At 55.4% G+C, this 21660-nt stretch carries 19 protein-coding genes; 8 read left to right on the top strand and 11 right to left on the bottom strand.

The window, feature by feature from the left end; genetic code table 11:
- Positions 1-15 precede the first annotated feature (15 nt).
- A complete protein-coding gene (locus tag FEZ62_RS07945) occupies positions 16-276 on the bottom strand; it encodes a hypothetical protein (RefSeq protein ID WP_069900014.1) in 261 nt (86 codons plus the stop codon).
- A gap of 552 nt (positions 277-828) precedes the next feature.
- Here FEZ62_RS07945 and FEZ62_RS07940 point away from each other — a divergent pair.
- The 6 genes from FEZ62_RS07940 to FEZ62_RS07915 all read left to right on the top strand — a co-directional run bounded on the left by FEZ62_RS07940 (position 829) and on the right by FEZ62_RS07915 (position 5808).
- A complete protein-coding gene (locus tag FEZ62_RS07940; protein ID WP_069900015.1) occupies positions 829-1308 on the top strand; it encodes a hypothetical protein in 480 nt (159 codons plus the stop codon).
- Between the two features lies 1 nt (position 1309).
- Complete coding sequence (locus tag FEZ62_RS07935; protein WP_090512479.1) at positions 1310-1882, top strand: adhesin; 573 nt, start codon at positions 1310-1312, stop codon at positions 1880-1882.
- A gap of 54 nt (positions 1883-1936) precedes the next feature.
- Entirely contained in the window at positions 1937-2926 is a 990-nt protein-coding gene (locus tag FEZ62_RS07930; RefSeq protein ID WP_172927342.1) for a hypothetical protein, read from the top strand.
- A gap of 115 nt (positions 2927-3041) precedes the next feature.
- The gene (locus FEZ62_RS07925; RefSeq protein WP_069900018.1) at positions 3042-3722 is read left to right on the top strand and encodes a C39 family peptidase; all 681 of its coding nucleotides are present in this window, start codon (positions 3042-3044) and stop codon (positions 3720-3722) included.
- A gap of 31 nt (positions 3723-3753) precedes the next feature.
- Entirely contained in the window at positions 3754-4494 is a 741-nt protein-coding gene (locus FEZ62_RS07920) for a hypothetical protein (RefSeq protein WP_172927341.1), read from the top strand.
- 48 nt (positions 4495-4542) lie between these two features.
- Positions 4543-5808, top strand: a complete 1266-nt coding sequence (locus tag FEZ62_RS07915) for a transporter (RefSeq protein WP_069900020.1) — start codon at positions 4543-4545, stop codon at positions 5806-5808.
- A gap of 50 nt (positions 5809-5858) precedes the next feature.
- On the opposite strand, the gene FEZ62_RS07910 is transcribed toward FEZ62_RS07915, so the two are convergent.
- Positions 5859-7187: a sigma-54 dependent transcriptional regulator gene (locus tag FEZ62_RS07910; RefSeq protein ID WP_172927340.1), complete on the bottom strand. Its 1329-nt coding sequence runs from the start codon at positions 7185-7187 to the stop codon at positions 5859-5861.
- A gap of 515 nt (positions 7188-7702) precedes the next feature.
- Complete coding sequence (locus tag FEZ62_RS07905) at positions 7703-10414, bottom strand: cation-transporting P-type ATPase (protein ID WP_172927339.1); 2712 nt, start codon at positions 10412-10414, stop codon at positions 7703-7705.
- A 716-nt stretch (positions 10415-11130) separates the two neighbouring features.
- Between FEZ62_RS07905 and FEZ62_RS07900 the strand changes: the two genes are divergently transcribed.
- Both FEZ62_RS07900 and FEZ62_RS07895 read left to right on the top strand, forming a co-directional pair.
- Positions 11131-11889 carry a hypothetical protein gene (locus tag FEZ62_RS07900; RefSeq protein ID WP_172927338.1) on the top strand — a complete coding sequence of 253 codons (759 nt, stop codon included), beginning with the start codon at positions 11131-11133 and terminating at the stop codon, positions 11887-11889.
- Between the two features lie 23 nt (positions 11890-11912).
- Entirely contained in the window at positions 11913-12194 is a 282-nt protein-coding gene (locus tag FEZ62_RS07895) for a hypothetical protein (protein ID WP_172927337.1), read from the top strand.
- 159 nt (positions 12195-12353) lie between these two features.
- Here the strand turns inward: FEZ62_RS07895 and glmS are convergent, their stop codons facing one another.
- The 8 genes from glmS to FEZ62_RS07855 form a co-directional block, all read right to left on the bottom strand.
- Positions 12354-14204, bottom strand: coding sequence for a glutamine--fructose-6-phosphate transaminase (isomerizing) (gene glmS, locus FEZ62_RS07890; protein WP_172927336.1), 1851 nt, complete (start codon positions 14202-14204; stop codon positions 12354-12356).
- An 11-nt stretch (positions 14205-14215) separates the two neighbouring features.
- Positions 14216-14986 (bottom strand): DeoR/GlpR family DNA-binding transcription regulator, encoded by a 771-nt coding sequence (locus FEZ62_RS07885; RefSeq protein WP_069900033.1) that lies wholly within the window; start codon positions 14984-14986, stop codon positions 14216-14218.
- Positions 14987-15229: 243 nt separating this feature from the next.
- Positions 15230-16591, bottom strand: coding sequence for a bifunctional UDP-N-acetylglucosamine diphosphorylase/glucosamine-1-phosphate N-acetyltransferase GlmU (gene glmU, locus FEZ62_RS07880; RefSeq protein WP_172927335.1), 1362 nt, complete (start codon positions 16589-16591; stop codon positions 15230-15232).
- A 134-nt stretch (positions 16592-16725) separates the two neighbouring features.
- On the bottom strand, positions 16726-17151 hold the full coding sequence (locus FEZ62_RS07875; RefSeq protein ID WP_069900035.1) for a F0F1 ATP synthase subunit epsilon: 426 nt from the start codon (positions 17149-17151) through the stop codon (positions 16726-16728).
- Between the two features lie 78 nt (positions 17152-17229).
- On the bottom strand, positions 17230-18606 hold the full coding sequence (atpD, locus tag FEZ62_RS07870; RefSeq protein ID WP_150547971.1) for a F0F1 ATP synthase subunit beta: 1377 nt from the start codon (positions 18604-18606) through the stop codon (positions 17230-17232).
- Positions 18607-18636: 30 nt separating this feature from the next.
- Complete coding sequence (gene atpG, locus FEZ62_RS07865) at positions 18637-19497, bottom strand: F0F1 ATP synthase subunit gamma (RefSeq protein WP_069900037.1); 861 nt, start codon at positions 19495-19497, stop codon at positions 18637-18639.
- A 50-nt stretch (positions 19498-19547) separates the two neighbouring features.
- A complete protein-coding gene (atpA, locus tag FEZ62_RS07860) occupies positions 19548-21092 on the bottom strand; it encodes a F0F1 ATP synthase subunit alpha (protein ID WP_069900038.1) in 1545 nt (514 codons plus the stop codon).
- A 21-nt stretch (positions 21093-21113) separates the two neighbouring features.
- Positions 21114-21650, bottom strand: a complete 537-nt coding sequence (locus FEZ62_RS07855; RefSeq protein WP_069900039.1) for a F0F1 ATP synthase subunit delta — start codon at positions 21648-21650, stop codon at positions 21114-21116.
- Positions 21651-21660 lie beyond the last annotated feature (10 nt).

Below are 21660 nucleotides of genomic sequence, written 5' to 3'. Positions count from 1 at the left end.
CGCTGCGTTTGTGCATTACTCGCCAACAGTACCTTTAGCGGCATTGCACTCAGCCAGTGACATCGCTTTGAAGCCCTGACCCTTGCAAATGCCTTGGCCTTTGCAAGCGTTGTTAGCTGTTTTGCAGTCGTTCTGGCCTTTGCAGGAGTTTACGCCGAAGCAATGGACTGGAGATTCTTCAGCCACTACAACCGTGCTCGCCATGGTGGCAAACATTGTGGCAGCAGCGAAAGCGATAGCAGCACCAGTAGCAGCAACGTTTGTTTTAGTCGACATAAGTTCATCCTCAAATTGTTTTTAAAACCAGTCGAGCAGAACTGCTCATGACTCTGGCAGGAAATTAGAGCCTGCGCTAATCGCTGCGTTACAGCACCAATCAAATTATTTGCCAGAAGTTTTACCAGAATCGCTAAAACCGCCGTGCTAGAGGCTTCGCAACCAGCCTCGCAATAATGGCAAAGCGCTATTGGTGAATCGAGATTTCTCGACGTTGTTTCAAAAATGAAACAAGCCAGCGCTCTATACCCCGCATATACGCTAGCCGGGAAAGATACTCAGGCCAGTGTTTCAAAGTTGATACAGCCGTGTCTGTTGTCCGTCCGGTCAATGAAAACGGGGGGTCAGCACGATAAATGCGCTGGATGTGTATCACCGGCGCAACAGTAAAAAGTTTTGAACTTAGGCGAAATTTTATAAGTACCTGATTAACCGTATAAAACCATTTCCGGCATGAGTTCTGCGAGTACCACCGCGCATTAACACCAGAGAGCAGTGACATCCATTTTGCGATTTGTGCGGTTTTGTAGGGAAGAACAAGGAACGCATGTCATGGAAATTATTAGAACAACGAGCTTGCTAGGGCTTATCAGTGTGGCGGCGGCGATTTGCATCGCAACGCCAGCTATTGCTGCAGATGGCATCATCGTACTCAACCGGGAAGTACAGCCTCGCGTTGCCACTCATCCTACCGACATGCCTGACCCGAATCCTACTGTGGTCAACACCAACATCTCGCGTGACGTCAACAACCTGCTCAATGGCTCTGCCAGCGGCAATCGGGTCAGCGCTGAGCTGAGTGACAGCGACTTTGCCGGTGTTACCAGTGGCTCCAGCATCAAGTCGACCATCATGCCCGGCGGCAACCTGACGGGCCTCAGCACATTCGGCACCACGCCCACTAGCACGCAAAATACTGGCGGCAATGATGTCGGCCATGCGGGCGGTGCCGGTGCGGGTTTGAGCAATACCATCAACGGTACGATTCAACGCGGGCTTGCGCCGCTGAATATGCTGGGTGGAGGCCAATAAAATGAAACATTGGCCGCTCATCGTGCTGCTTTGCGTGCCTGCGTTGGCATTGGCAGACACAGCACCGACCCATAACTCAACCATTGCCAACAGCGGCAGCTCCTACAGCGGCGCGCTGTCAGTCAATCAGGCCGCCGGGGATATGCAGCAGCAGAGCAATGCCCGGGCACTGGCTGTCGGTTCAGGCGCCAATGCCGCCATTGTGCAAAAACAAGATATTCAAATAGACGGCCTGGATTCAGTCATGAACACCAGCGCCGCGATTCAAGGCTCTGCCTTCAGCAACGGTAATGGTGCCCTTGGGGTCAACCAGTCTGCTGGCGCGGCAACTCAACAAGTCAACGCGATGAGTATCAGTGTGGGCACTGGCGTCGAGAGCATCGACGACTCGGTTCTGGCCCAAAGCATCGCTGTTTCAGGAATCTCAGGAGCAGGTGAATCAGCCACAGGGGAGAGGCGCGTCGTTACTGACGACAGCGCATTTGGAGGCAGTCGTGGCGTGGTGCAGCTGAACCAGAGTGCCGGGGTAGGTAACCGAATGGCCAACTCCCTCAGCATCAGGGTTGTGGAATGACCCTGCAGTAACACCCAACAGTAAGTCCAACACAGCAAGGCAAGGAGATACACCATGAAAACCAAAATGGTAGTAATGACGCCGATCGCTATTGCATTGGCAACCGCCATGGCCGCCACGTCCGCTTATGCCGAAAATAAAAAATCCTGGTTTCCTGAAACAGGTGCCTCGGCAACCGTGGAAGACAGCCAACTGATCCAAAACAACAAGGTAAACAACGAAGGCACTGAAAACACTGCGACTGTTGACGATGTAGGCCAATCGGCATCAGGTAACGTTGGAGTCAACGTCGTTGCCGGTACCAATAACCAGCAAGCCAACGCTGCGGCTCTGGCCAGTGCGGATGCACAATTCATCTTTGGTACCGCTGAAGCGTCTACCAACGTGACCCAGAACCTCAAAAACAACAGCGTCAAAAACTACTCAAACCCAAGCGCTGCCTCGCTCACAGGTTCGCTTAACGGTGCGAGTGGTAATGTCGGTGCCAACGTAGCGGCGGGTACTTACAACCAACAGAAGAACGACATGGCTGCCGCTGTGTCTGCCGGTGCTTTCTCTACTGCTAGCAGCAGTGCGACTCAAAGCATCAAAGGCAATACCACCAACAACTACGCCACGCTCGATTACGGCAAGGCCAAAGTTAACCTGACCCTTGAAGGCGAAGGTTCCTACACTGGTATTTCTGATCAGGTTGGCGATGTGTATCTGGATACCTGGTCGGGCCAAAGCCATACCGGTGGCACCAACACTGGCCACGTTGACGTCGACAGCGACGCTCAGGGTGCTCAGGCAGGCCCTAATGGTGAAGGCGCATTCCTCTTCGACGAGGCTGGCGACATCACCCTTGGTGGCTCTGTAACCGGCTCGATCCCGGTTGTTGCAGGGTTCAAAGCACCGGTGGTCAACACTGCTGACCTGTCCGGCTCGCTCAACCGTGTATCCGGTAACGTTGGTGTGAACATTGCTGCAGGCTCCGGTAACCAGCAGAGCAACTCGCTGGCTATAGCAGCGGGCTGCACCTCGTGCCCAACCGGGGGGGAGTAACAGCTCCTTCAATACCGAGAGGTAATGGAGGAGGTGAAAGACTCTCCTTTTAGCACCCGGTGAAACAGGGCTCCGGCTTCGGCTGGAGCCCTTCTCCCAATCAAAGGACTGACTCATGCGCGGTTTACTGCTCAGCGTTCTGCTGCTTACCTGTCCTGCGGCCTTTTCAGCCCAAGTAGGTATACCTGCCATGCAGGGTGGCGGCCTTGTGTACAAGTCCGTTGAAAGTATTCGCGAGCGCAAGTTCAGCAATCTGATCGAGCAGAAAACTGACTTCAGTTGTGGCGCCGCCTCACTCGCCACAGTGCTGTATCAGGCCTACCGTTTCGATATAGACGAGGACATGGTGATCCAGGGAATGCTGGTCAATGCTGACCACGATCTGGTGCAAAGCCAGGGCTTCTCGATGCTGGACATGAAGCGCTATGTGGAAGGTATCGGTATGCGCGCACGCGGCTACCGGATTCCGGCCAAGGAATTGGAAAAGATCAAAGTCCCGGTAGTCGTTCTACTCGATGTACGCGGCTACAAGCACTTTGTTGTTCTGCAGAAAACCGAGGGCAACTGGGTCTATATCGGCGACCCGGTTTTAGGCCACAAGCGTTATACGCTTGAAGATTTCGAGAGCGGCTGGAATGGCATCGTCTTTGCCGTCATCGGCGCCGGATATGACAAGACCAACGCTTTGCTGGACCCGCCGGTTCCACTCACCGCCAAGCATCAACTGGATCGTTTCAAACCAGTTAATGACGCCGAGTTGATGGAGTTCGGATTCATTCAAAGTGACTTCTTCTAATGGCATGTAAGGCAATGCCAAGGAGCACAATATGAAACTTCAAATCTGCCTGGCAGCAGCCTGCTTAGCTGCCAGCTTACCCATTTATGCGGCCAACCCGTTTGTCCCAGTTGAACTCAGCGACCAGGAACTCTCACAACTGCGTGGTCGTTACGTATTACCGGGCAGAATAATCAACTTCGGCATCACCATGAGCAGCTCCTGGCAAAACGCCAGCGGCCAAGTATTGGGCGCCAATGTGAGCATGCAGATTCAGCAGAACATGCCCAAGCCAGTTTTCAACGTGCAAACCTACAGCCAGTCCGGCAACAGCAGTGAAAATACCTTGGCCAGCAACTCAGGCAACGGCCAGATAGCTGGAGGCAATGGGCTGAACGCGGTGCAGGGAGTTGTGCAAAGCACCCGCTCTGCAGGCGACTACAACAGCAGCTATAACGGCGTAGACATTGAGGTTGCGCATGGCAACACTGCACCCGCGGTGAATGGCCAACCCCTCCTCAACGCCTCATCAACCAGCAGCGAAGCCGGCATGGTCAGCGTTTCGCCAACCAATGGCGGCATGCAGCTCGCCATCAATGCCAAAGACCACGGTGTGAGCCTGCAGCAACTGGGCGCCGGGGGTGTGATGCAAAGAACAGACATCTCAAGTTCCGGTAATCGCGTGGAAAATATCGCGGCTTTAAGTGTCATGTTGCGCGAAAACTCGGCTGCGGCCGGTGGCTTGGATTGTAATTGGAACCAACTAAACGCCTTACGTCCGACAGGTCTCTGATTATGAACTAGGCTGGTTTTACCTAATAACGAAAGGGAAGCCGTAACAATGCAAAAGCACTTTTCGTTGCGCTTGGTCTTATGTGCTGCGACTGTTTTCCCGGCATCGGTTGTGATGGCTGCAACTGATGCCGAAGTTAATGCACTCAAACAAGAATTAGAACAATTACGACAAAACTATGCAGCCCAACAAAATGCACTGATGGTGCTTGAGCAACGGTTGAAGCAAGTTGAAGGACAACCCGTAACACCCAACAGACGCCCTATTGTGGCGCCGGTGACGCCACCAAGTGGTACGACAACAGTTGCCAAACAAGAAGGTGCCGGATACGGCGCAGACCTACAGGATGACGGCGCGCCTGCGCGCAGCGTCGAGAACCTTTACAACGAAGCCAGCGGCTTCTTTGGTAACGGCTCGTTCAGCGTGGAAACAGGCCTGACCTACAGCCATTACGACACCCGACAACTGTTCTTGAATGGCTTCCTGGCGCTGGACACCATCTTTCTTGGCAACATTGGCGTCGACCAGATTAATGCCGACACCTTCACCCTCGATGTTACCGGGCGCTATAACTGGCGTGACCGCTGGCAGTTCGATGTCAACGTTCCGGTGGTTTACCGCGACTCGACGTTCGAGTCCGCCGGCGCGGGTGGCGCTTCGAATGCAATTACCGAAGAAACGGTTACGCGTGACCCGGACTTGGGCGATGTGAGTTTCGGGGTTGCCTACAAGTTCATCACCGAAACCGACACCCTGCCCGACGCTGTTGCCAGCTTGCGGGTTAAAGCGCCGACCGGTAACGAGCCTTACGGCATAAAGTTGCGGCCAGTACCGGGCAATGACAACCTCACCGTGCCAGAAGAATTACCCAGTGGTAACGGAGTCTGGTCGGTCAGCCCGGGGATTTCCCTGGTCAAGACAGTCGACCCGGCCGTGCTGTTCGGCAACCTTTCATACACCTATAACTTTGAGGAATCGTTCGACGATATCAGCGCTCAGCAAGGCGTAACCATTCCCGGCAAAGTTCAGTTGGGTAACTGGTTTCAATACGGCCTGGGCATTGCTTTTGCCCTTAACGAGCGCATGAGCCTGGCGATGTCTTACTCGCAACTTATCTCGCAGAAAAGCAAGATCAAACAGGACGGCCAGAGTTGGAACACAGTGCCGAGCAGCGATGCCAACGCCGCTTATTACAACATTGGGATGACCTTTGCAGTCGATCAGAACCTGAGCATTGTGCCGAACCTGTCTGTCGGCCTGACGCCCGACTCACCCGATTTCACCTTCAGCGTGAAATTTCCTTACTACTTTTGAACGTCCCCTGCAAAAACGCCCGGCATGCCGGGCGTTTTTTTATCCACAACTCAGCGGATCTGATGTTTGTGCAGCAAACGATAAAACGTCGGGCGTGAGATGCCCAGGCCGCGTGCAGCGAGTGTCATGTTCTCCGGGTATACCGCCATGGCGTGCTGTAGGGCACGACACTCCGCCTGCATCTTGTAGTGCTCCAGGGTATTTAGGTTTACGTCGATCAACTCAACCTTATCCAGCCCCAGGTCTACACGTTCTATTTGCCGGCCTTCGGCGAGTACCAAACCGCGCCTGACCCGATTGGCCAACTCACGCACATTGCCTGGCCATGCATGGGCAACCATTGCGCGCAGGGCATCTTCACTAAAGCGCTTGGGCTTGCGCCCGATTTCCTGACTGTAGAGATTGACGAAGTGACTGGCAAGAAACTGCACGTCAGACAACCGATCTCGTAACGGCGCGGTATGCACCTGCAAAACGTTCAGGCGGTAATACAGGTCTTCGCGGAAACTTCCTCCATGCACCGCCATCTCCAGATCAATGTGAGTAGCCGCAAGCACTCGCACATCAACCTTGATCGGATGGGTGCTGCCCACACGTTCAATCTGCATTTCTTGCAGAAACCGCAGCAAGTTGGCTTGCATCTCCAACGGCAGATCGCCAATTTCATCGAGAAACAACGTACCGTTATCAGCTGCCTCTATGCGCCCGATCTTGCGCTGGTGCGCCCCGGTGAATGCGCCCTTCTCGTGACCAAACAACTCGGACTGAATCAGGTGCTCGGGAATGGCCCCGCAGTTGATCGCTATAAACGGTTTATCGGCACGGCTGGATTGCCGGTGCAGCGTACGCGCTACCAACTCCTTGCCGGTGCCACTTTCGCCACGAATCAACACCGGAGACTGCGTGGGCGCCAGCTTGCTGATCAGCTTGCGCAGGTCATCGACACTTGAGCTTTCACCTAGCAACTCATCGTTGTCATCCTGCAGCTTGCAGCTTTTACGGGCGCGCAAACGTACCATTCCATATGCACGGCCCAAGGTGACATGAAACCTCGACACATCGAATGGCAGCGTGTGGTAATCGAAGCACCACTCGCCAACAAAGTCGGCAACTTCCGGCATAGAAACCACTTCAGGGCTGAGTACGGCTATCCATTCAGCCGAACTGCTTCCAAGCAGCTGCTTTAAATGTTCACGATCGCGCAGGGTGTCTGGCCCGATGGGGATGAGGCCCACATCGCAGTCACGGCTTTCAGCTTGATCGAGTACGGCGCACTCAACTTGCCAACCTGCCGAGCGCAAGCCAGGCATCAGGCTCCTGCACGCCTCGCACGGATCAATCACCAGAAGACGACGGCAGGATGGATCAGCATCGCGCATAGTGATTCCCTAAATCATGTAGTTGTCATTTCGAATAGTCCTCGCCAGGCAGAAAACACTGACCAGAATCTCAACTACGACTTGTAACTAATTATAATAAGAACAGCGATTTCAATAACTACAGATATAAATAAACAATCACTGACAGCAACAAAGCGTGAAAATATAGCCCTGTAGATAAAACATGTAATTCTTATTGGCTATATAAAACAAACTTTACAACATAATTTTTTCAATCATTTCAACTAACTATAGTTTCAATAACACCCCGGTGCACTGGCTTATCAGTTATGCAAACACCTCCAGCCGACAAGTGACTTATCCACAGCCTGCGAAAAGCCCGGAGCAATAACCTGAAAGCACGGACGCTTGGTGCACACCTGAAACGATTGAGGCGCAGACTTTTCGGAGTCTGCGCCTCAACTATTGTGCCCTCCACTTTGTGGATCACCGCGTTCTGACTGCGACTTCGCGGTTGCTGATCAATGCCAGAGTTTGATCAAACCACTCAAACGTCAACGCCCACGGCGGGCCTTCCATTTGCGAATCACCCACTTCTCCAGTTCCACTGCGAGGAAAACCAACGCACCGATGCCAATGGCAACCAACCAGTTACTGAATGGCAAAGGCTGGGTATCGAAGGCTGACTGCATGAAGGGTACATACAGCACCAGGCATTGCAGGAGAATCAGCGCCAGCGTTACGGCGAGTAAGGCGCCGTTGCGAAGCATGGCGGCGTTCAGTGAGAACTCCTCCTGCAGGCGACAGTTGAACAAGTAAGCCCACTGCGAAATGACCAGCGTGTGCAGAACCATGGTCCGGATGTGGTTGGTGTCGGCATTGTTGGCCAGCATCCACGTATCTACCGAGAACGCCGCAGCCGTGAGCAGGATGCCGACGAAAATCACCCGCCACAGGGTGAAGCCGCCAAGAATAGATTCGTGAACGTCGCGCGGCTTGCGCCGCATCATCCCAGACTCGCCGGGCTCGAAAGCCAAACCGAAAGACAAGGTGGTAGCAGTCGCCATGTTCATCCACAGAACTTGCAGCGGCGACAACGGAACCACCATCCCCGCGAGAATGGCGATAACAATGATCAGCCCTTGCGCCATACTGGTTGGCAAGACGAACAGCACCGTCTTCTTCAGGTTGTCATAGACCCGCCGGCCCTCGCGCACGGCTCCGGCGATTGTCGAGAAGTTATCGTCGGTGAGCACCATGTCGGCGGCCTCTTTGGTCACCTCAGTACCCTTGATACCCATGGCGATGCCAACGTCTGCCTGCTTCAGCGCCGGCGCGTCATTGACACCATCGCCGGTCATGCCCACAACCTGATCATTCGCTTGCAGAGCACGCACCAGCCGCAGTTTGTGTTCAGGGCTGGTCCGCGCGAACACTGAATACTGCATGGCCCGCGACTTCAACTCGCTGTCATCGATGGCCTCCAGTTCATGGCCAGTCATGGCGCGCAAGTCGGTGCCCATGCCAAGCATGCCAGCGATGGCCACGGCAGTATCCGGGTGGTCACCGGTAATCATCTTGACCTGAATACCCGCCTGCCGGCACATGGCGATAGCATCGATCGCCTCGGGGCGCGGCGGGTCCATCAGCCCGGCAATACCGAGAAAGATCATGCCCTGCTGCACATCCGGATGATCAATCTCGCTATCAGCGCCAGGCACTGGCCGGTAAGCGGCCGCCAGCATGCGCAAGCCCTGGCTGGCGATATGGCCCATCTCTCGCTCCCAGTAATCGCGATCCAGCGGTTGGATACCATCTTTACCCAACTGCTGCTCGCACATACCCAACAACACATCGGGTGCGCCTTTCAGGTAGATCAGGTTTTCATCGCCAACATCGCAGCGTCGGGCCATGTATTTGTACGATGAGTCGAAAGGAATCTTGCCCAGCCGTTTTACTTCCTGCGCAGGCAGCTCAGCCTTACGCGCCAGCACCTTGAGCGCGCCTTCGGTAGGGCCACCGACCACACCCCAGCGCCCGCTGTCATCGCGTTGCACGCTGCTGTCGTTACAGGTATCGACTGCGCGGATAAAGGCCGCGAGGTTCGGGTGATCGGCCCAGTTAATCGGCGCAGTACCACCCGCCAGCGTGATACGGCCCTTGGGCTCGTAGCTCTGCCCTTCGACGTTAAAGCTGGTATCGGCAGTCAGCACGCTCCTGACCGTCATTTCGTTCATGGTCAGAGTGCCGGTCTTGTCCGAACAAATAACGCTCATCGCACCAAGCGTCTCGACCGTCGGCAGCTTGCGAATAATCGCCTTGTTGGTCGCCATGCGCTGCACACCGATGGACAAAATCATCGAGACAATCGCTGGCAGCCCCTCGGGCACCGCCGCCACGGCCAGGCTGATCAGCGACAGCAACAGCTCGCCGAACGGGTAGTCATGCAAGAAGAAGCCGATGACAAAAAGCACCAGCATCATGCCAACGATGAGCTGGAAGATACGCTTGCCCATCTGGTCGATCTGCCGCAGCAGCGGAGTCCGGCTCTCATCCACTGTGGCGATCATGCGGTTGATCTTGCCCAGCTCGGTAGACACACCGGTCTCGACCACCACGCCCTTGGCGTTTCCCGCGCTGACACTGGTACCGGAAAACGCCAGATTGAGCCGATCAGCCAGCAGCACCTCTTGATCAATGACCTCGACCTGCTTGTCCACAGTCATGGACTCGCCCGTGAGCATCGACTCTTCGACCTGTAAGTGATGCGCCTCATACAGCCGCACATCCGCCGGAATCTTGTCGCCGGGACGCAGGATGACTATGTCACCCGGCACCAGCTCGCGGGCGTCAATCTTCATCTTATTGCCGTTGCGCACAACCTGAGCATGACTGCTGAGCATGCCGCGCAACGCCGCCAGGGATTTCTCCGCCTTGTTCTCCTGAAAAAAACCAATGGCGGCGTTGATCACTGCCACACTGAGGATCACCACCGTGTCGGTCCAGTGCCCCATCAGCGCGGTAGCGGCTGCGGCCGCCAGCAAGATATAAATCAGCACATCGTTAAAGTGCCGGGCAAAACGTAGCCAGACCGGATCAACGGCCTTGGCCGGCAAGGCATTGGCGCCCACGCGAAGCAGGCGCGCGGCTGCCTCTTCCGGAGCCAGCCCGCTGGTGCTGGTTTGCAGATCGGCCATCGCCTGCTCCGCACTCTTGCGGTACCACTGGTTCGGATGATCCTGCGTGTTGGGTTGCATCGAATCCATAAAGTCCTCCCAGTTAACGCCCTGAATGGGAAGCGGGCGCGGGACTAATCAGCACGGACGATCACCTGCTGAGGTGTTCGCCCTCACTCCTGGATGCAGGAGTCTAGACAGTAATTATCCTCCCTTGCCCGGAGGCAGATTTGATGCAGGTCATGGGTCTTTCTTCACCGGCCTGCCCCAACTCTGGACAGCTGTGGACACTGCAGTACGCGTTGGTTGCGATGTCAGCCATTTAAGAATGGCACTACGTTCTGGAGGCTAATGGGTTGCCTGTTTGATCTGACTGAGACCTGAATTGCCAGAAGGCCAGTGCATCGAGCCTTAGCCCGGTCTTTCGTGGAGAGGCAAAGGCTCGCGTTTGATGAGGCAAAAACCGAAGAACCTTGCCAAACAACGAATAGGAGTCGATATCGAGTCGCTCCGAAACTAGACTCGATAGGTATGTAACGTCACGTGAGTGGTGCGAAGCAAAGTTTCCAGCAGCCCTTTTCAGGTTGATGGCTTGCCCGTTGCTGATGACACGGCTGTGCTTGATGGCGATCAGCTCCAGCGTGAAGTTAGGTCTTGCCTACACCGGTCAATTCGCCAGTAATGTTACTGACAGTGGCGTTAGCTCCCAGCTGATTGTGGAGTTCTGTCAGCTACAGACTGTCCGCAGGTGTGGACTGTGACAGCCACACATTGACCGGCGTAATACGCTGGCCAAGGAGCAGAAAATGAAATCGTCTCTCGTAACCTGTTCAAGCTACTTGCTGGCCGCATTTATGTTGATGGCCGGCTCGATGAGCCACGCCGCCGAGGATATACGTACTGAGCGGGTACATTTCAAGAAAGGCACGAGCGGCGCGGTGGTCGAGGGCACCATCAAGGGTTACCAAGTTGTCGACTATGTATTGAATGCCCGCGAAGGCCAGCAGATGCAGGCCAGTCTGGCGACAAAAAATACAGCTACCTATTTCAACATTCTGGCGCCCGGCGAGACTGAACAAGCCATGTTCAACGGCTCCATGGACGAAAACCAGTACGAAGGCATTTTGCCGAAAAGTGGCGACTACAAGATTCGCGTTTACATGATGCGATCTGCAGCGCGCCGCAACGAGGTAGCGCCGTACCGACTTGAAATGAACATCAACGCTGTAGCTTCAACTTCTGAGGCACCCAGCAACGATGCTCTGGTGCCGGGAACAGAATTCCATGCCACCGCCTCGATCCCCTGTTCGATGACCCGAGGTCAGCCGACTGGCACCTGTGAATTTGGCGTGGTGCGCAGCGGTAATGGCGGCGGCACGGTGACGATCAGCAAAGGCGACGGAGGCCAGAGAGTCATCTTTTTCGAGAATGGCAATGCAACCGGATACGACCAGAGTCAGGCTGACACCGGTAAGTTTTCTGCCAGTAAAGAGGCCGATCTGAGCATCATCCGCATCGGTGACGAACGCTACGAAATTCCCGATGCGGTTGTATTTGGGGGCTGAAACCAAACCGCACAGAGGCGCTCATGGAATACATCGCGCAAGTTTTGATCGGTAAACCCCTGAACATACTTATCGTATCTGTTCTGTTGTTCGTGGGATTCCTTGCCGTGCGAAACAGAGCAAAACGCCCGCCGAGGCTCAGCGGCGCCTTATTGCTGGCAGCGGTTTTGTGGGCTGTTTATGCGGCCTGGGAATGGCTGATTTTGCTGTATACGCCCGAAGCAAATATCCGCGTCGACTTGCTGCTGATCTGGCCTGTGCTGACAGCTTCCCTGTTGTGGGTGGTATTTCGCTGCTTTCGATAATTGACTTTCAGCTCTACGTCTGGGTGACACCAGTCTTGCAAAGGTTGATGCGCTTGAAGGAGACACGCGTGGACGGTGCAAGGGTGCACCGTCCAGCATGATCAGAGTTTGCAGGGTTGCTGCGCGGCAGACTTAATGGCTCAAATCTGCCCTAACTGCTTACTCGACAGTAACCGATTTGGCCAGGTTGCGTGGCTGATCGACGTCGGTGCCTTTGAGTACGGCAACGTAGTACGAGAGCAACTGCAGCGGAATGGTGTACAGAATCGGTGCCAGCGCATCGTGGATGTGCGGCATGTTCACCACATGTGTGCCTTCGCCATTGCTCATGGCCGCTTGCTCATCGGCGAACACGATCAGCTCGCCGCCACGGGCGCGTACTTCCTGCAGGTTGGATTTGAGCTTTTCCAGCAGCTCGTTGTTCGGCGCAACGGTGACCACCGGCATATCAGCATCAACCAGCGCCAACGGTCCGTGCTTCAGCTCACCGGCCGGATACGCCTCAGCGTGGATATAGGAGATTTCCTTGAGCTTGAGTGCGCCTTCCATTGCTACGGGGTACTGCGCGCCACGACCGAGGAACAGGGTGTGATGCTTCTCGGCGAAGTGCTCGGAAACCTTCTCGACTACATGATCCATCGCCAGTGCTTCGCCCAGACGCGTCGGCAGGCGGCGCAGTTCGGCAACCAGTTCGGCCTCGACTTTCGGATCTAGCGTGCCACGCACCCGGCCCAATGCCAGGGTCAGCAGCATCAGAGCTACCAACTGAGTGGTGAAGGCTTTGGTCGATGCCACGCCGATTTCCGGGCCTGCGAGCGTGAGCAGAGTCAGGTCGGATTCACGCACCAGCGAGCTGATGCCCACGTTGCAAATCGCTAGGCTGGCAAGATAGCCGCCATTGCCTGGGGATAAGTCTTTGGCGTTGCGCAAGGCGGCCAAGGTGTCGGCGGTTTCACCGGACTGCGAAATGCTTACGAACAGCGTGTCTGGCTGTACCACGACCTTGCGGTAACGGAACTCGCTGGCTACTTCGATCTGGCATGGAATGCCGGCCAACTCTTCGAGCCAGTAACGCGCGACCATGCCGGCGTGATAGCTGGTGCCACAGGCGACAATCTGGATGTTCTTGGCTTTGGCAAAAATCTCGGCCGCTTGCGGGCCGAACGCCTGAACCAGAACATGATCTTCACCCAGACGACCTTCCAGCGTGCGCTGCACAACGCTGGGTTGCTCGTGAATCTCTTTGAGCATGAAGTGGCGGAACTCGCCTTTGTCCGCCGCCTCAGCGCCTTCGTGATACTGCACCTGCTCGCGGGTGACCGGCGCACCGCTGACATCCCAGATCTGCACGCTGTCACGGGTGATCTCAGCGATGTCGCCCTCTTCGAGGTACATGAAGCGATCGGTAACCTGACGCAGCGCCAATTGATCGGAAGCCAGGAAGTTTTCACCCAGACCCAAACCAATCACCAGCGGGCTGCCACTGCGCGCCGCCAGAATACGTTCCGGTTGTTTGGCGCTGATAACCGCCAAGCCGTATGCACCGTGCAGTTGTTTGACGGCGATTTTCAGCGCAGCCGCCAGGTCCGGCTGAGTTTTCAGGGTGTGGTCGAGCAGGTGCACGATCACTTCGGTGTCGGTATCAGAACTGAAGGTGTAACCGAAGCCCTTGAGCTCTTCGCGCAGGGCTTCATGGTTTTCGATAATGCCGTTGTGCACAACGGCCAGCTGATTACCGGAGAAATGCGGGTGCGCATTGCGCTCGCTCGGTGCACCGTGGGTGGCCCAACGTGTGTGCGCGATACCGACGCGACCCGGCAACGGATCAGCTGCAAGCGCAGCATCGAGTTCGCTGACCTTACCGACACGGCGACGGCGATCAAGCACGCCAGCATCATTGATCAGGGCAACACCCGCGCTGTCGTAACCGCGATATTCGAGGCGCTTGAGGCCCTCGACCAACACCGCGGTGATATTACGCTCAGCTACCGCACCGACGATTCCACACATAGTTGCTCTCCTTAAGCCTCGACACTTACGCAGATCAGATTGATCCCGCGTGCGCTCAATTGTTCACGAGCGTCTGCCGACAGGCGCTCATCAGTAATTAGGGTATTCACATTGCCCCAAGGCAATTCCAGATTGGGAATCTTGCGGCCAATCTTGTCACTCTCAACCATTACCACCACTTCCCGGGCGACTTCAGCCATGACACGGCTCAGACCCAGCAGTTCATTAAACGTCGTGGTTCCACGTTGCAGATCGATACCATCTGCGCCAATGAACAGTTGATCAAAATCGTAGGAACGCAGTACTTGTTCAGCGACCTGGCCCTGAAACGACTCGGAATGCGGGTCCCAAGTGCCGCCCGTCATCAGCAGAACGGGCTCATGCTCGATATCACGCAGGGCGTTGGCGACATTCAGCGAATTGGTCATGACCACCAGCCCCGGCTTGTGGCCGAGCTCGGGAATCATGGCCGCTGTAGTAGTGCCGCTGTCGATGATAATGCGCGCATGCTCGCGAATCCGCGCCACGCCAGCTTTGGCAATGGCCAGCTTATAAGGCGAAACCTGCTGTCCCGCATCGGCAATCAGTTCCTGCGGCATCAGCACCGCGCCGCCATAGCGCCGCAGTAACAAGCCGTTGGTTTCAAGTGCAGCGAGGTCTTTGCGAATGGTCACTTCAGAAGTCGAAAAGGCTTTTGCCAGCTCATCCACACTCACCTCTCCCTGTTCATTAAGCAGAGCAAGGATGGAGTGACGACGCTGCGGGGTGTTGCGTTTTGACATGCTAAGTTTCGATTCGAAAGATAATTGCGTGAATCAAAACCTAATGAGGCTTTTTGGTCAAGTAAAACCACAAAAAAGGCCGCCAAATGGCAGCCTTTTTTACTTATCAACAGAGCAAACGAAACTTAGTGGGGCTTTATGCACAAGGTGCTTTTATCCACAACGATTGAAAAAATCGCGTCGGGATAACTTTTGAGCCCTGCCAGTCGGCTGTGGATAAGCCTCAGCGCTTACCTAAGTCTCTTACTTGTTTTTGACTGGCCGCTTCCAGCCAGCAATATTGCGCTGCCGGGCGCGGCCGACGGCCAGGTTATCCACCGGTACTTCGCTGGTAATAACCGAACCCGCGCCTGTCACCGCGCGATCACCCAGACTGACTGGGGCAACCAATGAGCTGTTCGAGCCGATAAACACGTCTTCACCCATCACGGTGCGGTGCTTGTTGGCGCCGTCATAGTTACAGGTGATGGTGCCTGCGCCGATGTTGCTGCGCGCACCGATTTCAGCGTCGCCCAGATAGCTCAGGTGGCCCGCTTTGGCGCCTTCGCCCAGCACCGCGTTCTTCAACTCGACAAAGTTACCCACATGGGCTTTTTTGCCCAGCACAGCGCCAGGCCGCAGGCGTGCGAATGGACCGCAATCACTGCCTTCGCCCATTTCAGCGCCTTCGAGGTGGCTGTTGGTTTTGACCACAACGCCTTTGCGCAGGATCGAGTCCTTGATGAAGCAATTGGCGCCGATTTGCACGCCATCCTCGATCACCACTTTGCCCTCGAGAATCACGTTGATATCGATCATCACGTCGCGACCGACAGTCACCTCACCGCGCAGGTCGAAACGCGCTGGATCACGCAGGGTCACGCCCTGAGTCATCAGCGCACGTGCGGCGCGCTGCTGGTAATGACGCTCAAGCTCGGCGAGCTGGATTCGATCATTGGCGCCCTGCACTTCCATCGCGTCCAATGGCTGCTCAGTGGCAACAACCAGACCATCGTTGACGGCCATCGCAATCACGTCAGTCAGGTAATACTCGCCTTGCGCGTTACTGTTGGACAACCGGCCCAGCCACTCGCCGAGCTTGCTGGCCGGCACAGCAAGAATACCGGTATTGCCTTCGTTAATCAGGCGCTGCGCTTCGCTGGCGTCCTTGTGTTCGACGATAGCTTCAACCTGGCCTGCGGCGTTACGCACGATGCGGCCATAGCCGGTCGGGTCTGCCAGGGTCACGGTGAGCAAGCCCAGTTGCTGGTCGGAGACCTGCAGCAACAAACGCTCAAGGGTACTTTTTTCAATCAGCGGTACATCGCCGTACAGGATCAGTACACGCTCAGCTGTTAATGCCGGCAGAGCCTGCGCAACCGCGTGACCCGTGCCCAGCTGCTCGGTTTGCATGACAAAGTTGAGGTCATCGCCGGCCAGGCGTTCACGCACGGTGTCCGCACCGTGGCCGATGACCACATGAATGCCCTGCGGCTGAAGCTCACGCGCGGTGTCGATGACGTGGCCAAGCATGGATTTGCCGGCAACCGGGTGAAGAACCTTGGGCAAAGCTGAACGCATCCGCGTGCCTTGGCCTGCTGCGAGAATCACGATATCAAGGGACATAACGAAGATTTACCGGTGATTGAAGGTGAATTTCGAGGAGCACTGATCGACTGTTTCCTTGATCAATCAGTAGAAAAACAAAAGGGTAGCCTAAGCTACCCCTTTATTTATACACAGAGAAATCAAAGCGCTGATTAGCCGCCAAATTTCTTGCGCAGCTGCTGAACTGTACGCAGCTGAGCCGTAGCTTCAGCCAAGCGTGCAGCGGCAGAGCCGTAATCGAACTCGGCGCCTTGCTCATGCAGTGCTTTCTCAGCAGCCTTGAGGGCTTCCTGAGCGGCAACTTCATCAAGATCTGCAGCGCGCTGCACGGTGTCGGCGAGAACCTTGACCATGTTTGGCTGCACTTCGAGGAAGCCACCTGAGATGTAGAACACCTCTGCTTCACCGCCTTGCTTGATCAAGCGGATCGGACCCGGCTTGAGATCAGTGATCAGCGGCGCGTGGCCTGGAGCGATACCGATATCACCCAGGTTACCGTGCGCAATCACCATCTCGACCAGGCCGGAAAACATCTCCGCTTCTGCGCTGACGATATCGCAATGGACTGTCATAGCCATAACCTTGCCTCACATAACAGCTTGTGGATAACATTTTACACACAAGCCGATGCGCCTGTTGCCAGGCGCAAACGGTGATTACAGTTTCTTCGCTTTCTCTACGGCTTCTTCAATGCTGCCGACCATGTAGAACGCTTGCTCTGGCAAGTGATCGTAGTCGCCTTTGAGGATGCCGCTGAAGCCTGCGATGGTGTCTTTCAGGGAAACGTATTTGCCTGGAGAACCGGTGAAGACTTCGGCCACGAAGAATGGCTGAGACAGGAAGCGCTGAATCTTACGAGCACGGGATACCAACTGCTTATCGGCTTCGGACAGTTCGTCCATACCCAGAATCGCAATGATGTCCTTCAGCTCTTTGTAACGCTGCAGTACGTACTGAACGCCACGTGCGGTGTCGTAGTGCTCCTGACCAATTACCAGAGGATCGAGCTGGCGAGAGGTGGAGTCCAACGGGTCCACAGCTGGGTAGATACCCAGAGAGGCGATGTCACGAGACAATACGACGGTTGCGTCCAAGTGGGCGAAGGTGGTCGCCGGGGACGGGTCAGTCAAGTCATCCGCAGGTACGTATACGGCCTGGATCGAAGTAATCGAACCGGTCTTGGTCGAAGTGATACGCTCTTGCAGAACGCCCATCTCTTCGGCCAGAGTCGGCTGATAACCTACTGCCGACGGCATACGGCCGAGCAGTGCGGATACTTCAGTACCGGCCAGGGTGTAACGGTAGATGTTGTCCACGAAGAACAGTACGTCGCGGCCTTCATCACGGAACTTCTCAGCCATAGTCAGACCGGTCAACGCTACGCGCAGACGGTTGCCTGGTGGCTCGTTCATCTGACCGTAGACCAGGGCTACTTTGTCGAGAACGTTGGAATCCTTCATCTCGTGGTAGAAGTCGTTACCCTCACGAGTACGCTCACCCACACCGGCGAACACGGAATAACCGCTGTGCTCGATGGCGATGTTACGGATCAGTTCCATCATGTTTACGGTTTTACCAACACCGGCACCACCGAACAGACCAACTTTACCGCCTTTGGCGAACGGGCAGATCAGGTCGATAACCTTGATGCCTGTTTCCAGCAGTTCGTTGCTGCCAGCTTGCTCAGCGTAAGTTGGCGCAGGACGGTGAATGCCCCAACGCTCTTCTTCGCCGATCGGGCCAGCTTCGTCGATCGGGTTGCCCAGCACGTCCATGATACGGCCCAGGGTCTTAACCCCGACCGGTACCTGGATGTTAGTGCCAGTACTGGTTACGTCGAGGCCACGTTTCAGGCCTTCGGTCGAACCCATTGCAATTGTACGAACCACGCCGTCGCCCAGCTGCTGCTGAACTTCGAGGGTGGTTTCAGCGCCGACTACTTTCAACGCTTCATAAACACTCGGCACATGATCACGCGGGAATTCCACGTCGATAACGGCGCCGATGATTTGAACGATACGTCCGCTACTCATCTTTGGTTCCTCTGAATATTTGAACCGTTCTTAAACCGCGGCAGCGCCGCCGACGATTTCCGAAATCTCTTGGGTAATTGCTGCCTGACGCGCCTTGTTATAGACCAGTTGTAGATCACTGATCAGATCACCGGCGTTGTCGGTGGCGTTCTTCATTGCAATCATCCGCGCAGCTTGTTCAGCTGCGTTGTTCTCAACCACTGCCTGGTAAACCTGCGACTCCACGTAACGTACCATCAAGCCGTCGAGCAGCTCTTTGGCGTCGGGTTCGTACAGGTAGTCCCAGTGATGCTTGAGACCTTCATCCGGAGTCGCCACCAATGGAATCAATTGCTCCACTGTCGGCTTTTGCGTCATGGTGTTGACGAACTTGTTCGAGACCACGGACAAACGATCGATACGACCTTCGAGGTACGCATCGAGCATTACCTTGACGCTACCAATCAGATCGTTGATCGATGGTTCTTCGCCCAGGTGGCTGATCGCAGCAACTACATTGCCACCAAAGTTGCGGAAGAAGCCCGCGCCCTTGCTGCCAATTACGCAGAGATCAATCTCTACGCCTTGCTCGCGATTGCTCGCCATGTCTTTGACCAGAGCCTTGAACAGGTTGGTATTCAGACCACCACACAGACCACGGTCACTGCTCACCACCACATAACCTACACGCTTTACTTCGCGCTCGATCATGAACGGATGACGGTATTCCGGGTTAGCGTTGGCCAGATGACCAATAACCTGGCGGATACGCTCCGCGTAAGGACGGCTAGACGCCATGCGCATTTGTGCTCTGCGCATTTTGCTGACCGCCACTTTCTCCATGGCGCTGGTGATCTTCTGCGTGCTTTTGATGCTCGCAATCTTGCTGCGAATCTCTTTTGCGCCTGCCATTTGACACCTATCAGGTTAGCAAGCGAGGGCCGCTAAGCCCTCGCTGCGGCTTACCAGGTTTGGGTGGCTTTGAACTTCTCGACACCGGCTTTGAGGCCTGCGTCGATTTCGTCGTTGAAGTCACCCTTCACGTTGATCTTCGCCATCAAATCGGCGTGATCACGGTTGAAGTAAGCAATCAGAGCCTGTTCGAAAGCGCCAACTTTGGCAACTTCGATATCACGCAGGAAGCCACGTTCTGCTGCGTACAGCGACAGTGACATATCTGCGATGGACATAGGCGCATACTGCTTCTGCTTCATCAGCTCAGTTACACGTTCACCGTGCTCAAGCTGCTTACGAGTGGCTTCGTCCAGGTCAGATGCGAACTGGGCGAATGCCGCCAATTCACGGTACTGAGCCAGAGCGGTACGGATACCACCGGAAAGCTTCTTGATGATCTTGGTCTGAGCCGCGCCACCTACACGAGATACCGAAATACCAGCGTTGACCGCCGGACGGATACCCGAGTTGAACATCGAGGTCTCAAGGAAGATCTGACCGTCGGTGATCGAGATCACGTTGGTCGGTACGAACGCAGAAACGTCGCCAGCCTGGGTCTCAATGATTGGCAGAGCGGTCAAAGAACCGGTCTTGCCAGTCACGGCGCCATTGGTGAACTTCTCAACGTACTCTTCGGATACGCGCGATGCACGCTCCAACAGACGGCTGTGGAGATAGAACACGTCGCCTGGGTAAGCTTCACGGCCTGGCGGACGGCGCAGCAACAGGGAAATCTGACGATAAGCCACTGCTTGCTTGGACAGATCGTCATAAACGATCAGCGCGTCTTCACCACGGTCACGGAAGTATTCACCCATGGTGCAACCGGAGTAGGCAGAAATGTACTGCAGAGCTGGCGATTCGGAAGCCGAAGCAGCCACCACGATGGTGTTTGCCAGAGCGCCGTTTTCTTCCAGCTTGCGCACAACGTTAGCGATGGTCGATTGCTTCTGACCGATTGCTACGTAGACGCACTTAATGCCGCTGTCTTTCTGATTGATGATGGCGTCGACTGCCAGAGCAGTCTTACCGATCTGACGGTCACCAATGATCAGCTCACGCTGGCCACGGCCTACCGGGATCATGGCATCGACTGACTTGTAGCCAGTCTGTACCGGCTGATCAACCGACTTACGCCAGATCACGCCCGGTGCAACCTTTTCAACAGCGTCGGTAGCGACGTTGTTCAGCGGGCCTTTACCGTCGATTGGGTTACCCAATGCGTCAACAACGCGGCCCAGCAGTTCCGGACCAACCGGAACTTCCAGGATGCGGCCGGTGCACTTGGCGCTCATGCCTTCAGCGAGCGACGTGTACGCACCCAGTACCACCGCACCTACGGAGTCTTGCTCCAGGTTCAGTGCCATACCGTAGACGCTACCCGGGAACTCGATCATTTCGCCGTACATAGCATCGGCGAGACCGTGAATACGCACGATACCGTCAGATACGCTGACGATAGTGCCTTCGTTTCGGGCTTGGGAAGAGACGTCGAGATTCTCGATTCGTCCCTTGATGATTTCACTTATTTCGGAAGGATTGAGTTGCTGCATAGCTCTGCTGCCCCTTCAAACTCAAGATTTCAATGCTTCGGCCAGCTTCGCGATTTTGCCGCGAACTGAGCCATCGATAACCAGGTCGCCGGCGCGAATGATGACACCACCGATAAGGGCAGCATCCTCCGCGGCGTGCAGACGCACTTCTCGGCCGAGCCGTGCACTGAGAACCTTGGCGAGTTTGTCTTGCTGTTCATCGTTCAACGCAAAGGCGCTAGTAACGTCCACATCAATCGACTTTTCCTGCTCGGCTTTTAACAGCTCGAACAGTTCAGACACGTGTGGCAGCAATGCCAGACGGTCGTTTTCAGCCAGGATGTGGATGAAATTGCTAACCGATCCATCAAACTTGTCACCACACACCTCAACAAAGGTGGTGGCCTTGTCTTTACTCGTCAAACGCGGGGCCTTGAGCACGCGCTGCATGGTGTCGTCTTGCGACACCTCTGCAGCCAGGCCGAGCATGGCTGACCAATTGGCCAGCTGCTGGTGGGCCTGGGCGTACTCGAAGGCAGCCTTAGCGTAAGGTCGGGCCAACGTGGTCAATTCTGCCATGATCGCGCCC

The organism is Pseudomonas sp. MS19 (assembly GCF_013277615.1).
Taxonomy (GTDB): Bacteria; Pseudomonadota; Gammaproteobacteria; order Pseudomonadales; family Pseudomonadaceae; genus Aquipseudomonas; species Aquipseudomonas marincola.
This window is presented reverse-complemented; position numbering and strand designations above follow the sequence as displayed.

What these genes read in the sequence shown, in the direction of transcription:
- FEZ62_RS07945 (WP_069900014.1), bottom strand. Translation starts at nt 276, where the DNA reads ATGTCGACTAAAACAAACGTTGCTGCTACTGGTGCTGCTATCGCTTTC.
- FEZ62_RS07940 (WP_069900015.1), top strand. Translation starts at nt 829, where the DNA reads ATGGAAATTATTAGAACAACGAGCTTGCTAGGGCTTATCAGTGTGGCG.
- FEZ62_RS07935 (WP_090512479.1), top strand. Translation starts at nt 1,310, where the DNA reads ATGAAACATTGGCCGCTCATCGTGCTGCTTTGCGTGCCTGCGTTGGCA.
- FEZ62_RS07930 (WP_172927342.1), top strand. Translation starts at nt 1,937, where the DNA reads ATGAAAACCAAAATGGTAGTAATGACGCCGATCGCTATTGCATTGGCA.
- FEZ62_RS07925 (WP_069900018.1), top strand. Translation starts at nt 3,042, where the DNA reads ATGCGCGGTTTACTGCTCAGCGTTCTGCTGCTTACCTGTCCTGCGGCC.
- FEZ62_RS07920 (WP_172927341.1), top strand. Translation starts at nt 3,754, where the DNA reads ATGAAACTTCAAATCTGCCTGGCAGCAGCCTGCTTAGCTGCCAGCTTA.
- FEZ62_RS07915 (WP_069900020.1), top strand. Translation starts at nt 4,543, where the DNA reads ATGCAAAAGCACTTTTCGTTGCGCTTGGTCTTATGTGCTGCGACTGTT.
- FEZ62_RS07910 (WP_172927340.1), bottom strand. Translation starts at nt 7,187, where the DNA reads ATGCGCGATGCTGATCCATCCTGCCGTCGTCTTCTGGTGATTGATCCG.
- FEZ62_RS07905 (WP_172927339.1), bottom strand. Translation starts at nt 10,414, where the DNA reads ATGGATTCGATGCAACCCAACACGCAGGATCATCCGAACCAGTGGTAC.
- FEZ62_RS07900 (WP_172927338.1), top strand. Translation starts at nt 11,131, where the DNA reads ATGAAATCGTCTCTCGTAACCTGTTCAAGCTACTTGCTGGCCGCATTT.
- FEZ62_RS07895 (WP_172927337.1), top strand. Translation starts at nt 11,913, where the DNA reads ATGGAATACATCGCGCAAGTTTTGATCGGTAAACCCCTGAACATACTT.
- glmS (WP_172927336.1), bottom strand. Translation starts at nt 14,204, where the DNA reads ATGTGTGGAATCGTCGGTGCGGTAGCTGAGCGTAATATCACCGCGGTG.
- FEZ62_RS07885 (WP_069900033.1), bottom strand. Translation starts at nt 14,986, where the DNA reads ATGTCAAAACGCAACACCCCGCAGCGTCGTCACTCCATCCTTGCTCTG.
- glmU (WP_172927335.1), bottom strand. Translation starts at nt 16,591, where the DNA reads ATGTCCCTTGATATCGTGATTCTCGCAGCAGGCCAAGGCACGCGGATG.
- FEZ62_RS07875 (WP_069900035.1), bottom strand. Translation starts at nt 17,151, where the DNA reads ATGGCTATGACAGTCCATTGCGATATCGTCAGCGCAGAAGCGGAGATG.
- atpD (WP_150547971.1), bottom strand. Translation starts at nt 18,606, where the DNA reads ATGAGTAGCGGACGTATCGTTCAAATCATCGGCGCCGTTATCGACGTG.
- atpG (WP_069900037.1), bottom strand. Translation starts at nt 19,497, where the DNA reads ATGGCAGGCGCAAAAGAGATTCGCAGCAAGATTGCGAGCATCAAAAGC.
- atpA (WP_069900038.1), bottom strand. Translation starts at nt 21,092, where the DNA reads ATGCAGCAACTCAATCCTTCCGAAATAAGTGAAATCATCAAGGGACGA.
- FEZ62_RS07855 (WP_069900039.1), bottom strand. Translation starts at nt 21,650, where the DNA reads ATGGCAGAATTGACCACGTTGGCCCGACCTTACGCTAAGGCTGCCTTC.